General features: G+C 70.8%; 12 protein-coding genes. 6 read left to right on the forward strand and 6 right to left on the reverse strand.

Annotation, left to right across the window (positions count from 1 at the left end; genetic code table 11):
• Positions 1-222 precede the first annotated feature (222 nt).
• The 3 genes from QTI20_RS15555 to QTI20_RS15565 all read left to right on the forward strand — a co-directional run bounded on the left by QTI20_RS15555 (position 223) and on the right by QTI20_RS15565 (position 3397).
• The gene (locus QTI20_RS15555; protein ID WP_286552185.1) at positions 223-1152 is read left to right on the forward strand and encodes an NAD(P)H-binding protein; all 930 of its coding nucleotides are present in this window, start codon (positions 223-225) and stop codon (positions 1150-1152) included.
• 147 nt (positions 1153-1299) lie between these two features.
• A complete protein-coding gene (locus tag QTI20_RS15560) occupies positions 1300-2736 on the forward strand; it encodes an aldehyde dehydrogenase family protein (RefSeq protein WP_286552187.1) in 1437 nt (478 codons plus the stop codon).
• A complete protein-coding gene (locus tag QTI20_RS15565) occupies positions 2729-3397 on the forward strand; it encodes a glutathione S-transferase (protein WP_286552188.1) in 669 nt (222 codons plus the stop codon). Before QTI20_RS15560 ends, QTI20_RS15565 begins: the two co-directional genes overlap by 8 nt.
• 17 nt (positions 3398-3414) lie before the next feature.
• On the opposite strand, the gene QTI20_RS15570 is transcribed toward QTI20_RS15565, so the two are convergent.
• Complete coding sequence (locus QTI20_RS15570; protein ID WP_286552189.1) at positions 3415-4503, reverse strand: isocitrate/isopropylmalate dehydrogenase family protein; 1089 nt, start codon at positions 4501-4503, stop codon at positions 3415-3417.
• Positions 4504-4708: 205 nt separating this feature from the next.
• Here QTI20_RS15570 and QTI20_RS15575 point away from each other — a divergent pair, with 205 nt between their 5' ends.
• Entirely contained in the window at positions 4709-5710 is a 1002-nt protein-coding gene (locus tag QTI20_RS15575) for a Bug family tripartite tricarboxylate transporter substrate binding protein (RefSeq protein ID WP_286552191.1), read from the forward strand.
• A 3-nt stretch (positions 5711-5713) separates the two neighbouring features.
• Here the strand turns inward: QTI20_RS15575 and QTI20_RS15580 are convergent, their stop codons facing one another.
• Entirely contained in the window at positions 5714-7207 is a 1494-nt protein-coding gene (locus QTI20_RS15580; RefSeq protein ID WP_286553434.1) for a glycine betaine ABC transporter substrate-binding protein, read from the reverse strand.
• Between the two features lie 153 nt (positions 7208-7360).
• Between QTI20_RS15580 and QTI20_RS15585 the strand changes: the two genes are divergently transcribed.
• On the forward strand, positions 7361-8533 hold the full coding sequence (locus QTI20_RS15585; protein ID WP_286552193.1) for an ROK family protein: 1173 nt from the start codon (positions 7361-7363) through the stop codon (positions 8531-8533).
• Positions 8534-8536: 3 nt separating this feature from the next.
• Here QTI20_RS15585 and QTI20_RS15590 read toward each other — a convergent pair whose 3' ends face one another.
• The 3 genes from QTI20_RS15590 to QTI20_RS15600 all read right to left on the reverse strand — a co-directional run bounded on the left by QTI20_RS15590 (position 8537) and on the right by QTI20_RS15600 (position 11944).
• Positions 8537-9919 (reverse strand): phospholipase D-like domain-containing protein, encoded by a 1383-nt coding sequence (locus QTI20_RS15590; RefSeq protein WP_286552195.1) that lies wholly within the window; start codon positions 9917-9919, stop codon positions 8537-8539.
• Positions 9920-10014: 95 nt separating this feature from the next.
• Positions 10015-10974, reverse strand: coding sequence for a Bug family tripartite tricarboxylate transporter substrate binding protein (locus QTI20_RS15595; RefSeq protein ID WP_286552196.1), 960 nt, complete (start codon positions 10972-10974; stop codon positions 10015-10017).
• Between the two features lie 52 nt (positions 10975-11026).
• Complete coding sequence (locus QTI20_RS15600; RefSeq protein WP_286552198.1) at positions 11027-11944, reverse strand: dihydrodipicolinate synthase family protein; 918 nt, start codon at positions 11942-11944, stop codon at positions 11027-11029.
• Positions 11945-12044: 100 nt separating this feature from the next.
• On the opposite strand from QTI20_RS15600, the gene QTI20_RS15605 reads away from it, so the two are divergent.
• Entirely contained in the window at positions 12045-12944 is a 900-nt protein-coding gene (locus tag QTI20_RS15605) for a LysR family transcriptional regulator (RefSeq protein ID WP_286552199.1), read from the forward strand.
• A gap of 21 nt (positions 12945-12965) precedes the next feature.
• On the opposite strand, the gene QTI20_RS15610 is transcribed toward QTI20_RS15605, so the two are convergent.
• Positions 12966-14087 (reverse strand): 5-methyltetrahydropteroyltriglutamate--homocysteine S-methyltransferase, encoded by a 1122-nt coding sequence (locus QTI20_RS15610; RefSeq protein ID WP_286552200.1) that lies wholly within the window; start codon positions 14085-14087, stop codon positions 12966-12968.
• Positions 14088-14091 lie beyond the last annotated feature (4 nt).

The following is a 14091-nucleotide window of genomic DNA, read 5'->3' on the forward strand; positions in this document are numbered from 1 at the left end:
GGCGCATGCCAGAATGGCCGCCATGCGCATTGTCTTTCGCTGATTTCCCGGGCACGCGCCCACGCGCGCTGCCTCGGGTCTCATCGTTTTCCTTCCTTTCGGCCTGACGCCGCGTGCTCCATGCACGCGGCGCGTGCCGTGTCGCCTGCTTTTGCGCGGGCGTCGAACGAAAAGAGCGGGGTGCTGCATGCGCCCCGCGCACACCCCAGAAAGACAGTTCCCATGAACGCCATTCCTCCTGTTTCCACGAACCCCCGCGAGCTGCTGCTGGTCAGCGGTGCCTCGGGCGCGCTGGCGCGCCAGACCATCGAGCAGTTGCTGCGCCATCGGCCCGATGCGCCGCTGATCGCGGCCACGCGCCACCCCGACCAGCTGGCCGACCTGGCCGCGCGCGGCGTGTCGGTGCGCTTCGCCGACTTCGATCGCCCCGCTTCGCTGGACGCGGCCTTCGCCGGCGCATCGCGCATGCTGCTGGTGAGCACCAACACCACCGAGGGCTCGGCACGCCGCATCGCGCAGCATCGCCAGGCGATCGAGGCGGCGCAGCGCCAGGGCCTGAGGCACCTGGCCTACACCTCCTTCGCCACCGCGGGCGCCGCGCAGCCCGGCCCGGTGGCGGCCGACCATGCGGCCACCGAGCGGCTGCTGCGCGACAGCGGCCTGGGCGTCAGCATCCTGCGCAATGCCTTCTATGCCGAGATGCTGCGGATGACCCTGCCGCTGGCCTGCGCCAGCGGCGAACTGCCCTGCGCGCCGGGCCGTGGCCGCATGACCTGGGTGGCGCGCGCTGACTGCGCCGCGGCCGCGGCGGCGGCGCTGCTCGACGGCTTCGAGGGACGCCGCACCTGCACCGTCGCGGGCGAGGAATCGCTCGATGCCCATGCGCTGGCCGCGCTGGCCTCGGAGGTGCTGGGCGTGCCGATCGCGGCGGTCGAGACGCCGCCCGACCAGCTCGCGCAGGCCTGGGCACGCTGCGGCGCCTCGCCCGGCATGGCGGCGCTGTTCGCGGGCATCGACGGCGCCACGGCGCGGGGCGAGATGGAGATTCGCGGCAGCGACCTGCGTGCCTTGCTGAAGGCGCTGCCGGGGGCCGAGCCGACCTCGCTGCGCGCGTTCCTGCAGGCCCATCGCGCGGCGCTGCGCGCGGTCTGACGGCGCCGGTTCAGGGGGGGCATCCGCGGGGACGATCCACGCCGGAGCCTGCGCACACCGGGGTCCCGCGTTAAGCTTGCCCACCCCCCTGACCGCCCCCGCGCACGGCATGCCGGCGCGCTTCCCCATCCATCCGAGGACGAGACCATGCAACAACACGACAACCTGATCGGCGGCGAATGGAAGAAGGGCCACAGCTACAGCCCGAACCTGAACCCGTCGAACCTGGGCGACACCATCGCCGAATACACGCAGGGCGACGCATCGCACGTCGATGCGGCCGTGGCCGCGGCCACTGCGGCCTTCCCGGCCTGGGCCACGGGCAGCATCCAGGCGCGCTCGGACGCGCTCGACAAGATCGGCGCCGAGATCCTGGCGCGCAAGGAAGAGCTGGGCACGCTGCTGGCGCGCGAAGAGGGCAAGACCCGCGCCGAAGGCATCGGCGAGGCCACCCGCGCGGGCCAGATCTTCAAGTTCTTCGCCGGCGAATGCCTGCGCCTGTCGGGCGAGACGCTGCCTTCGGTGCGCCCCCACATCGGCGTCGAGATCACGCGCGAACCGGTGGGCGTGGTGGGCCTGATCACGCCCTGGAACTTCCCGATCGCGATCCCGGCCTGGAAGATCGCACCCGCGCTGGCCTTCGGCAACTGCGTGGTGCTGAAGCCGGCCGACCTGGTGCCCGGCAGCGCCTGGGCGCTGGCCGAGATCATCAGCCGCTCGGGCATCCCGGCGGGCGTGTTCAACCTGGTGATGGGCCGCGGCAGCGTGATCGGCAATGCGCTGGTGGCGCACCCGGGCGTGCATGCGATCAGCTTCACCGGCTCGGTGGGCGTGGGTCGCGGCATCGCGGTCCAGTGCGCCACCAACCACAAGAAGGTGCAGTTGGAGATGGGCGGCAAGAACCCGCAGGTGATCCTGGACGACGCCGACCTCGCGCAGGCGGTGGAGCTCAGCGTGCAGAGCGCCTTCTATTCCACCGGCCAGCGCTGCACCGCCTCGAGCCGGCTGATCGTCACCGACGGCATCTACCCGCAGTTCATCGCGGCCATGAAGGCCCGGATGGAGAAGATCAAGGTCGGCGATGCGCTGGCGCAGGGCACGGACATCGGGCCGGTGTCGAGCCTGAGCCAGCTCGAGCAGGACCTGAGCTACATCGAGATCGGCAAGAGCGAAGGTGCGGTGCTGGCCGCCGGCGGCGAGCGCCTGAAGCGCGACACCGAGGGCTTCTACATGGCGCCGGCGCTGTTCAGCGAATCGGGCGCGGGCATGCGCATCAACCGCGAGGAAGTGTTCGGCCCGGTGGCCAGCGTGATCCGCGTCAAGGGCTACGAAGAGGCGCTGGCCACGGCCAACGACACCGAGTTCGGCCTGTCGGCGGGCATCGCGACCACCAGCCTGAAGTACGCGACGCATTTCAAGCGCCACAGCCAGGCGGGCATGGTGATGGTCAACCTGCCGACCGCGGGCGTGGACTACCACGTGCCCTTCGGCGGCCGCAAGGGCTCGAGCTACGGCCCGCGCGAGCAGGGCCGTTACGCGCAGGAGTTCTTCACCACGGTGAAGACGGCCTACACCCTTGCCTGAGACCGGCGTGGGCAGCGCGGCGCTGCCGGTGCTCTATTCCTTCCGGCGCTGCCCCTATGCGATGCGGGCGCGCTTCGCGCTGCTGGCGAGCGGCACGCGCTGCGAGCTGCGCGAAGTGGTGCTGCGGAACAAGCCTGCGGCGCTGATCGAGGCCTCGCCCAAGGCCACGGTGCCGGTGCTGGTGCTGCCCGGCGGGCAGGTGATCGACCAGAGCCTGGACATCATGCAGTGGGCGCTGGCGCGCCACGATCCGCAGGCCTGGCTGCAGCCCCCGCGCGAGACGCTCGAGGCCATGCTGGCGCTGGTCGCGCAATGCGACGGCGCCTTCAAGCAGCAGCTCGACCGCTACAAGTACCCGAACCGCTTCGAAGGCGTCGATGCGCTGCAGCAGCGGGCCGGGGGTGCGCTGTTCCTTCAGGCCCTGGACCAGCGCCTGGCGTGTGGCTCGCACCTGTTCGGCGACCGGCCCACGCTGGCCGACATGGCGATCGCGCCCTTCGTGCGCCAGTTCGCGCAGGTCGATGCCGACTGGTTCGCGGCGCAGCCCTGGCCTGCGCTGGCGCAATGGCTGGCGGCGTTGACGGCCAGCCAGGCATGGCTGGCGGCCACGCAGAAGTACCCGGCGTGGGCGCCGGGTGCCGCGGTTCAGGTGTTTCCGTAGCGCTCAGCGCTCAGCGCTCAGCGCGCCAGCTGCCGGCACACCGCCGCGGTGATGTCGGTGCAGCTGGCGCTGCCGCCCAGGTCGCGTGGCACGGTCTGGCCCGCGGCCAGCACCGCTTCCACCGCCTGCTCCACGCGGTCGGCATCGCGCTTGAGCGCCTCGTCCCCGTGCTGCTCGCCCAGCCAGCGCAGCATCAGCGCGCCCGAGAGGATGGTCGCGAGCGGGCTGGCGGCGTTCTGGCCCGCGATGTCGGGGGCCGAGCCGTGCGCGCCCTGGAACAGGCCGTGGGTCTCGCCCAGCTCGGCCGAGGCCGCGATGCCCAGGCCGCCCACGGTGCCCGCGCCCAAGTCCGAGATGATGTCGCCGAACATGTTCTCGGCCACGATCACGTCGTAGAAGTCGGGCTTCTTGAGCATGTGCACGGTGATCGCGTCGGCATAGGCGTAGTCGATCTGCACGTCGTCGTACTCGCGCGCCACCTCGTCGCAGACCGCGCGGAAGAAGGCGTAGGTGCGCAGGATGTTGGCCTTGTCGCAGACCGTCACGCGGCGCTGGCCGTCGCGCGGCGCGCCCTGGCGGCGGCGCGACAGCTCGAAGCAGAAGCGCGCCACCCGCTCCACGCCCTTGCGTGTGACCACCAGCGTGTCGGTCGCGACCTCGCCGCGCAGGTTGACGCCGCCGCCGCGGCTCGCATAGAGGCCCTCGGTGTTCTCGCGCACGATCACGTAGTCGATCTGGCCCGGCTGCCAGTCGCGCAGCGGCGACTGCACGCCGCTGTAGAGCCGGATCGGGCGCACGTTGGCGAACAGGTCGAGCCGGAAGCGCAGCTGCAGGTGCAGGTCGTTGCCGACCTCGGTGCCGTCGGCGTAGGTGACGCCGGGCAGGCCCGCGGCGCCGTGCAGGATCGCGTGCGAAGCCTTGCAGGCGGCGTAGGTGTCGTCGGGCAGCACCGCGCCGGTCTTGACGTAGTGCGCCGCGCCGCCGTCGAGCTGGGTGAAGCGCAGGCGCTGGGTGCCGCAGGCTTCGGTGAGCACCGACACGGCCGACTGGCAGACCTCGGGTCCGATGCCGTCGCCTTCGATGGTCGCGATGTCGTAAGTTTGCATGGTGGCTTGGGGGAGAGAGTGTGGAAATGCAGTGAGTTGTATGATGAATATATCAGACGACTTGGCGCGATCGCTGAGGGTAATTCCCGGTGCCATCGCCCGAAGTCGAAGCTTGGCGCCTGGACTTGTATGATAAATTGATGTGATGTGTTGGCGGAAACGCTCGCACATCGCCACAAGACATCAGAACAGAAGGAGACAGCAAGTGTTCAGAAGATCCGCCATCACCACCCTCATCGCGCTCGGCCTCGGTGTCGCCGCCACTTCGCAGGCGCAGGCCCAGGCCGCGGCCGACCGCCCGATCACGATGATCGTCACCGTGCCGCCCGGCGGCAGTTCGGATGCGCTGGCGCGGCTCACGGCGACGGCGCTCGGGGCGCGGCTCGAGCGCTCGGTGGTGGTGGAGAACGTCACCGGCGCGGGCGGCCTGGTCGGCATGCAGAAGTTCCTGCGCTCGCCGGCCGACGGCAGCGTGCTGCTGTTCATCAACCAGTCGCTGCTGATCCTGCCGCACCTCTACCCCAAGTCGGCCTACAGCCCGGCGAACGACCTGGAGCCGATCGGCATCATCGCCAAGGTGCCGATGGTGCTGTCGGTCAGCAACGCGACCGGCGTGACGCAGCTGCCCGCGCTGGTCGACAAGATGAAGAAGGCGCCGGGCAAGATCAACTTCGGCTCGGGCGGCCCGGGCACCACCGCGCACCTGGCCGAGGCGCTGTTCCTGCAGCAGGCCGGGGTGAAGGCCGAGATGATCCAGTACCGCGGCTCCGGCCCGGCGCTGAGCGACCTGATGGCCGGCACCATCGACGCGGTGATCGACCAGACCGTGACCATGCTGCCGCTGCACAAGGACGGCCGGGTCAAGGCCATCGCGGTCACGGGCGGCGCGCGGCTCGCCCAGCATCCGGAGATCCCCACCTTCGCCGAGGCCGGCCTGCCGGCCTTCGACCTGAGCATCTGGAACGGCCTGCTCGCGCCCAAGGGCACGCCGGGCGAAGCCATGGCCAAGCTCACGAGCGCGCTCACGGCCGTGGTGTCGAGCGCCGACTTCAAGAGCCGGCTCGCGCTGTTGGCGGCACAGGGGCCGGGCGAGGCCGAGAGCGGCCCGGCGCCGTTCCGCCGCGTGATCGCGCAGGAAGGCGAGCGCGTGGCGGCCCTGGCCCAATCGGGTGCCTTCGTCGCCTCTTCGCCCGCGGCCGCCAAGTAGCCGCTAGGCGGCCGCGGGCGGGGCCGGCGCGCGCCGCACCAGCAGCCGCTCGATGGCCTCGAACACCAGCTCGCTCGCGAGCGCCAGCGCGGCCGCGGGCAGCGCGCCGGCCAGCAGCAGCTGCCGGTCGTTGAGCGCCAGCCCGGTCACGATGCGTTCGCCGAAGCCGCCCGCGCCGATGAAGGCCGCGATGGTGGCGGTGCCGATGGCGATCGCGGTGGCGGTGCGCACGCCCGCGATCAACGTGGGCATGGCCAGCGGCAGCACCACCAGCCGCAGGTTCTGCGCGGGCGTCATGCCCAGCGCGGTGCCGGCGTCGCGCAGGCCGCTGCGCACCTCGCCCAGGCCGGTGACGGTGTTGCGCATGATGGGCAGCAGCGAATAGAGCGTGAGCGCGATCAGCGCCGGCCCGGTGCCGATGATCCCGAGCAGCGAGATCAGCACCGCCAGCAGCGCGAGCGAAGGCACGGTCTGCAGCAGGCCCGCGGCACCCAGCACCATGGCGCGGGTGCGGGCATGCGGCGCCACCAGGATCGCGATCGGCACGGCGATCAGGATCGCCAGGCCCACCGACACCGCGACCAGCAGCAGGTGCTGGCGCGCGAGCCGGCCCAGGTCGTTGCCGAACAGCTTGGCCACGAAGCCGCGCGGGGCCGAGGGGGCGGTGCCGCCGGCCAGAAAGTCTCGCGCGATGGTGTCGAAGGCCGCGCCCTGCAGCTCGGCGCGCGCGTTCATCGCGATCATGGCGCGCTCGTCGACGCGGCCCTCGAGCTTCTGCAGCGCGGCCCAGGCCTGCGGCAGCCGCGCCGGCAGGTCGAGCCGGTGCAGCACGATCGCGTCGTAGTGCGGGAAGTAGCTGCGGTCGTCGCTCAGCACGCGCAGGCCCAGGTGCTCGATCTTGGCGTCGGTGGTGTAGATGTCGATCACGTCGACCTGCTTCGCGGCGATGGCGTCGTAGGCCAGGCCGTGGTCGAGGCCCGTGGGCTTCTGCGCGAAGCCGTAGCGCGCGGCCAGCCCCTGCCAGCCGTCGGCACGGCCGATGAACTCGTTCGAGAGGCCCAGCTTGAGCTCGGGGTGGCGCGCGAGGTCGCTCAGGGTGCGCAGCTGCAGCCGGTCGGCATCGGCCGCGCGCATGGCCAGCGCATAGCCGTCGTTGAAGCCCAGCGGAATGGCCACGCCCAGGCCCAGCGGCGCGAGCCGGACGTTCATCTCCTCGCGCGTCATCGTCGCCGCGCCCTGCAGGATCTCGAGCGCGATGGTGCCGGTGTACTCGGCGTACAGGTCGATCGCGCCCGAGCGCAGCGCCTCGTAGACGATCGAGGTGTTGCCCAGCCCCTGGCGCACCACGGGCGGCGCGGCCGTGTGCGGCGCCGCGCTCTGGGCCAGCAGTTCGGCCAGGATGTAGGACTCGGTGAAGCGCTTGGAGCCGATGCGCAGGTTGTCGCGCTCGGCCTGGGCGACGGCAGGCAGGCTCAGGGCCATCCCCAGGCAGACCATGAAGAGGCACCAGACATGGCGGAGCGTGGGCAGGCGCATCGGCCCAGTGTATCGGTCAGGCCGCGCTCCTACAGCCGTTCGTGCGCCGCGCCGATGCGTGCCAGGGGCCATCGCGGCCACATTCGATGCATCCCACTTCCATCGAAAGCACCCATGGCCCCATCGACCGTGCCGTCCCACCTTGCCGCCGAACATGGCGCGCGCGAGCTTCCCTCGGTGCTGGTCGACGGCTACAGCCTGCAGGTGCGCGACAGCCAGGACGGCTTTGCCGGCGACCAGGCCAGCCAGACCGCCTTCCGCGCCCTGCTCGAGCAGTGGCGCAAGCGCCGGCGCAAGAACGGCGGCGAGGACCCGATGGGGCCCTTGCCCTCGCGCGACCTGAGCAAGAAGGCGCTCGACCGCATGCTCACGCGCAACGGTTCCGAGGCCTCCGACGTGCTGCACGGCGCGATCGAGGAGTTCGCCGAGGAACTGGCGCACGTCACGCGGCGCTTCCTGCGCGAACCTTCCTGGCAGAAGGTCGAGCGCATCGTGATCGGCGGCGGCTTTCCCGAGAGCGACGTGGGCGAGCGCGCGATCCTGCAGGCCGCGGCGATCCTGCAGGAGATGAAGGTGCGGGTGCCGCTGGCGCGGCTGTCGCACGAGGTCGACGACGGCGGCCTGATCGGCTGGGTGCACCTGGTGCCGCCTGACATGCTGGCGGCCTACGACGCGATCCTCGCGGTCGACATCGGCGGCACCAACCTGCGCTGCGGCATCGTGAAGACGCGGCTGCGCAAGGCGCCCGACCTGTCGATGGCCAAGGTGGTGCGGCGCATGAAGTGGCGCCATGCCGACGACAAGCCCAGCCGCAGCGGGCTGGTCGAGCGGCTGGCGCAGATGCTGCAGGAGCTCATCGACCACTGCGCGGCCAAGGGCGTGCGGCTCGCGCCCTTCGTCGGCATCGCCTGCCCGGGCCGCATCCGCACCGACGGCTCGATCGCGGCCGGCACCCAGAACCTGCCGGGCGACTGGGAGAGCGACACCTTCCACCTGCCCAGCGAACTCTGCAAGCGCCTGCCCACCATCGGCGGCGCGCCCACCACCGCACGGCTGCACAACGATGCAGTGGTGCAGGGCCTGAGCGAACTGCCCTTCATGCGCGACGTCAAGCACTGGGCCATCCTGACCATCGGCACCGGGCTGGGCAACGCGAGCTACACCAACAAGCCCGAGGTGCAGGTGCCGCCGGCGGAGGCGCCCGGCAAGAACGGCAAGGCGCCGAAGCCGCTCAAGCCGATCGAGGACGCGCAGAAGGCGAAGGCGGCCAAGGCCGCCAGGCGCTGAGGCTCAGAGCTGGAAGGCGATGGTGAGCAACAGGCCTTCGGCCAGGTCGCGCAGCAGGCCCGGCCTTCGCGCACGGTAGGGCGCGCCGGCCGAGGCCGTGGTCTCGATCCACTGCGCCAGCCAGTCGATGGGCGCGCGGCCGTAGAACACCACCGCCGCCTCGTGGTTGAGCAGCAGGCTGCGCAGGTCGAGGTTGATCGAGCCGCACAGCGCCAGTTGCTCGTCGACCACCACCGCCTTGGCATGCGCCATGAAGGGCAGCATGCGGAAGGTCACGCCCGCGCCGGCCAGGTCGCGCATCGCCCGCGCGCGCACGAAATCGGCCAGCCGGTGGTTCGAACATTCCGGCACCGCGATGGTCACCTGCACGCCGCGCCGCGCGGCCAGGCGCAGCGCATCGCGCAACCCGTCGTCGGGCACGAAGTAGGGCGTGATGGCCAGGATGCGGTGCTCGGCGCGGAAGCAGGCGTCGATCAGCAGCGCGTGCGCCGTGTCTTCGGTCTGGTCGGGGCCGCTGGGCAGGAACTGCGCCAGCGTGCCGTCTTCGCGCTGGGTGTCGGTCGCGCTGGGCGGGATGTCGCGCGGCGTGGTGTCGCGCACCGAGGACCAGTCGTGCTCGAACTGCACCGCCGCGGCCTCGGCCACGCTGCCGTGCAGGTCGAAGGACAGGTCGCGCCAGGGCACCGGATGCTCGTCGTTGCCGGTGAAGTACTCGCCCGCCAGGTTGCGCCCGCCCGACCAGAGCCAGCGGTCGTCGGCGATCACCAGCTTGCGGTGGTTGCGCAGGTTGCGCGGGCCGTTGCGCCGCAGGCTGAACAGCGGACGGAACACCGCCACCGTGCCGCCGGCCGAACGCAGCGCATCGAAGTGGTGGGCCGGCAGCGTGAGCGCGCCGAAGCCGTCGAGCAGCACGCGCACCTGCACGCCGTCGCGGGCGCGGCGCGTGAGCCGGGTCACGACCTCGTGGCCCAGCGTGTCGTCGCCGATGATGAAGGTGCAGACGTCGAGCCGCGTGCGCGCGCCGTCGATCACCTGCCACAGCGCATCGCGCGCCGCGGCCCCGTCGGCATGGAAGCGCGGCGCGCAGCGCCCGGGGGCGGCCAGGCCGAAGCTCTCGATGAGCTCGGCCGCCCAATGGCCCGCCGGCAGCGTGCGCGGTGGCCGCGGCGCGCCCACCGGCCGCAGCTTGCGCTGGCCGAACAACAGGTAGATCGGCAGCGTGACGTAGGGAATCAGCAGCAGCCCCATGACCCAGGCGATGGCCGTGGTCGGCGCCCGCTGCTCGCGCCGCGCCCGCGTCGTCAGCACATAGACGAGCAGCGCGAAGGTCACGACCAGGAAATGCTGGGAGGGCGAGGGCAGCCAGGGCTGGAGCAGGTGCGGCATGTCCGCAGAGATTAACCGGCCCGCGCAAAACTCCTCGCACTACCCAGTGAAGTGCCAGGGACACCGCGGTGAAAGCATCCGCAGGTGGGGAACGCTCACTCGGGTTCGATGCCCGCGGCCTTGATGATCCGACCCCAGCGGTCCAGCTCCGCCAGCTGGAACTTCGCCAGTTCCTCGGGCGGCGCGAACGCGACTTCCTGCCCGGTCTTCTCGATCGCCTGGCGCACCGAGGGCGTGGCCAGCGCGTCGCGCATGAGTTCGCTGAGCCGCTGCACCACCGGCGCGGGCGTCTTCGCCGGTGCATAGAGCGCGTTCCAGTAGCCGAACTCGTAGCCGGGCAGCGAGGTGGCAATGGTCGGCACCTCGGGCACCAGCGGCGAGGGCTTCGCACTGCTGATGCCCAGCGCGCGCAGCTTGCCGGCCTTGACCTGGGGCAGGCTGGTCGTGAGGTCGACGATCATCAGGTCGATCTGCCCGCCCACCAGGTCCAGCACGGCCGGCGGGTTGGCCTTGTAGGGCACGTAGGTGAACTTGGTGCCGGTCGATTGCTGGAACAGCTCGGTCGCCACCTGCGCCGACGAACTGCCCGAGCCGTAGTTGAGCTTGCCCGGCGCGCTCTTGGCGAGCGCCACCAGCTCGGCCACGTTGTTCGCCTTGACCTTGGGGTTGACCACCAGCGCCAGGTAGCCGCGCGCCAGCAGCGCCACCGGCGCGAAGTCCTTGATCGGGTCGTAGCTGAGCTTCTTCAGCAGGTGCGGGTTGGCCGACTGCGTGGTGTTGGTGGTCATGAACAACGTGTAGCCGTCGGGCTGCGCGTTGGCCGTGTACTGCGCCGCGATGCCGCCGAAGGCGCCGGCCCGGTTGTCGACGATCACCGGCTGGCCGCTGGACTTGGTGACCTCGGCCGCGATGGCGCGCGCCAGGCCGTCGGTGGCGCTGCCGGCGGTGGAGCCGAGCACGATGGTGATGGGCCGGGCGGGATAGGCCTGGGCCAGGGCCGCGCTGCCCAGGGGCAGCAGGGCGGCGAAGAGCAGCAGGGAGCGACGCAGTTTCATGGTTTGTCCTTAATCGTTATGGGGTGCGCGAGAGAAAGAGACGGAGGCGGGCTCAGCGGGTGAGCTGCCAGCCCTGCAGCAGCGCATGCAGCGACTGTTGCTGTGCATCGGTGAGCGGCCAGGCCGAGGGCGCGCGGGTGGCGCCGCAGTCGTTGCCCATCATCTGCAGCGCGGTCTTGACCACGGTCACGTTGGTGCCGTTGTTCTCCTGCGCGCGCAGTTCCTCGAAGGGCAGCATCTCGTCGATGAGCCGCATGGCACGCGCGTGGTTGGCGTCCTCCAGTGCGTTGTAGATTGCCACCGAGCGCTCGGGCATCACGTTGATCAGTCCCGAGGTGAAGCCGCGCGCACCGACCGCATAGAAGGGCGGTGCCCAGACCTCGGCCAGCCCGCCGACCCAGGCCAGCTGCCGGTCGGCGGTGCGGCGCATCGCCTGTGCCAGCACCAGCGGCGTGGGCGAGGCCCATTTCACGCCGACCACCTCGGGCACGCGGCACAGGGCCTCGATCGCGTCGAGCCCGATGTTCTCGTTGCGCAGGTAGAGCACCAGCGGCAGTCCCTCGCCGGCCTCGGCGATGCGCTGCACATAGGCCAGCACGCCGCGCGGCGACACGAAGGGGTCCGGTGGCTGGTGCACCATCAGCGCATCGGCGCCGGCCGCGCGCGAGACCCGGGCCAGCGCGCAGGCTTCGTGCACGCTGCGGCCGATGCCGGCCAGGAGCGGCACGCGGCCGCGCACGCAGTCGGCCGAGATGCGCACCGCCTGTTCGGCCTCGTGCGCCTGCAGGCCGTAGAACTCGCTGGTGTTGCCGTTGGCCACCAGCACCTGCACGCCGGCCGCGATGGCGCGGTCGACCACCGGTTGCAGCGGTGCGGGCGCGATCGCGTCGTTCGCGTCGAAGGGGGTGACCAGAATGCCCGAAATGCCGTTCAGCGCCTGGCGCAGGTCCGCGCCGTGAAAGAAACTCATCGCTTGTCTCCAGAATCATGAAAGCCGAGTGGCGACTCTAGAAACCGGCGACGATCGCGTCCAATCCAATCAGGCGATGCCGCCATTCAAAAACTGAATCGTGTTCCAGCTCTCCCAACTCCGCTGCTTCGTGGCCGTCGCGACCGAACTCCATTTCGGTCGCGCCGCCGTCCTGCTGAACATGACCCAGCCGCCGCTCACGCGGCAGATCCAGCTGCTCGAGCACGAGGTGGGCGCGCGCCTGCTCGAGCGCGCGGGCGGCACGGTGCGGCTCACGCCGGCGGGCAGCGTGTTCCTGCGCGAGGCCGAGGACATCCTGCGCCGCAGCCAGGCCGCGGCGCTGGCCGCGCGCCGCGCGATGCGGGCCGACGCCGGCAGCGTGACGCTGGGCTTCATCGCGGCGGCCAGCTTCTCGGTCCTGCCGACGGTGCTGCTCGCGCTGCGCACCGCATTGCCCGAGGTGCAGGTGATGCTGCGCGAGATGCAGACCACCGACCAGCTCGACGCGCTGGCCGGCGACCGCATCGAGCTCGGCATCGTGCGGCCCTTCGTGCCGCGCAGCTTCGCCGACGCGAGCACGCTGATGCGCGAGCCGCTGGTGCTGGCCGCGCCGCGCGGCCATGCGCTGGCCGAGGGGCCGGCGATGCCGCTGTCGGCCCTGCAGGGCCAGCCCTTCATCGAATTCTGTCCGTCGGAGACGCGCTATCTCTACGAACTCATCGCCGGGCGCCTGCGCGCCGAAGGCGTGGCGCCCGAGACCGTGCAGACGCTGAGCCACACGCACTCGATCCTGTCGCTGGTCGATGCCGGCATGGGCGTGGCGCTGGTGCCCGCATCGGCGCAACGCCTGGGCTATGCCCACGTGGCCTTCCGCGCGCTGCAGCCCCACGCGGCGCTGGAATCCGAGCTGCACCTGGTCTGGCGCAAGGGCAGCCGCGAGGGCGTGGCCCACACGGTGCGTGAGGCGCTGCAGCGGGCCTTTGCCGACACGCCTGGCTGAGCGCTGACGCGGACAGGGGCCTTAGTCTGTGCCCCAGACCTCGCGCGCCGTCTCGATCACCAGCCGCAGCTTGTTGCGCTGCGCCTCGACCGCGATGTTGTTGCCGTGCACCGTGCTCGAGAAGCCGCATTGCGGCGACAGCGCGAGCTGCTCGAGCGGCACGTACTTCGCGGCGTCGTCGATGCGGCGCTTGAGTTCGTCCTTGTCTTCCATCTCGCCGAACTTGGTGGTCACCAGGCCCAGCACCACGGTCTTGCCCTTGGGCAGGTAGCGCAGCGGCTTGAAGTCGCCCGAACGCGCGTCGTCGTACTCCATGAAGTAGGCGTCCAGGTCCATCTCCTTCAAGAGCGCCTCGGCCACCGGCTCGTAGTTGCCGGCCGCAGCGTGCGTGCTCTTGAAGTTGCCGCGGCACAGGTGCATGGCCAGCAGCATGCCGGGCGGCTTCTGCGCCACCACCTTGTTGATGAAGGCGGCATAGCGGTGCGGCAGCTCGTTGGGGTCGTCGCCGCGCTGGCGGGCCGCCTCGCGCATGTGCTCGTCGCAGAGGTAGGCGAGGTTGGTGTCGTCCATCTGCACGTAGGTGCAGCCGGCCGCGGCCAGCGAGCGCAGCTCGTCGCCATAGGCCTGGGCCACGTCGTCGTAGAACACCGGGTCGAGCTCGGGATACGCGACCTTGCTGATGCCGGCGCGTCCGCCGCGGAAATGCAGCATGGTGGGCGAGGGGATGGTCACCTTGGGCGTGCGGCCGGCGGCCACCTGACTCTGGAGGTACTCGAAGTCGGCCAGCTGGATGTTCTTCGCGTGCCGGACCTTGTCGATCACGCGCAGCACCGGCGGCGCGAGTTCCTCGCGGCCATCGGGCTTGCGGACCGTGACCGGGATGTCGGTCTTCACGCCGCCCAGCTGGTCGAGGAAGTCGATGTGGAAGTAGGTGCGGCGGAACTCGCCGTCGGTGATGCTCTTGAGGCCCACGTCCTGCTGGAACTGCACGATCTCGGTGATGGCCCGGTCTTCGACCGTGCGCAGCTGCTCGGGCGTGATGGCGCCCTTGGCTTTCTGCTCGCGGGCTTCGAGCAGGTATTGGGGGCGCAGGAAGCTGCCGACATGGTCGTAGCGGGCGGGGAGGGCGGCGTGCTGTGACATGGGA

The organism is Variovorax sp. J2P1-31 (assembly GCF_030317215.1).
Taxonomy (GTDB): Bacteria; Pseudomonadota; Gammaproteobacteria; order Burkholderiales; family Burkholderiaceae_C; genus Variovorax.

Excerpts from the sequence above, each read along its gene's own strand:
- QTI20_RS15600 (WP_286552198.1), bottom strand. The coding sequence starts at position 11,944 with ATGAGTTTCTTTCACGGCGCGGACCTGCGCCAGGCGCTGAACGGCATT.
- QTI20_RS15580 (WP_286553434.1), bottom strand. The coding sequence starts at position 7,207 with ATGGTCTGCCTGGGGATGGCCCTGAGCCTGCCTGCCGTCGCCCAGGCC.
- QTI20_RS15555 (WP_286552185.1), top strand. The coding sequence starts at position 223 with ATGAACGCCATTCCTCCTGTTTCCACGAACCCCCGCGAGCTGCTGCTG.
- QTI20_RS15610 (WP_286552200.1), bottom strand. The coding sequence starts at position 14,087 with ATGTCACAGCACGCCGCCCTCCCCGCCCGCTACGACCATGTCGGCAGC.
- QTI20_RS15595 (WP_286552196.1), bottom strand. The coding sequence starts at position 10,974 with ATGAAACTGCGTCGCTCCCTGCTGCTCTTCGCCGCCCTGCTGCCCCTG.
- QTI20_RS15585 (WP_286552193.1), top strand. The coding sequence starts at position 7,361 with ATGGCCCCATCGACCGTGCCGTCCCACCTTGCCGCCGAACATGGCGCG.
- QTI20_RS15590 (WP_286552195.1), bottom strand. The coding sequence starts at position 9,919 with ATGCCGCACCTGCTCCAGCCCTGGCTGCCCTCGCCCTCCCAGCATTTC.
- QTI20_RS15570 (WP_286552189.1), bottom strand. The coding sequence starts at position 4,503 with ATGCAAACTTACGACATCGCGACCATCGAAGGCGACGGCATCGGACCC.
- QTI20_RS15560 (WP_286552187.1), top strand. The coding sequence starts at position 1,300 with ATGCAACAACACGACAACCTGATCGGCGGCGAATGGAAGAAGGGCCAC.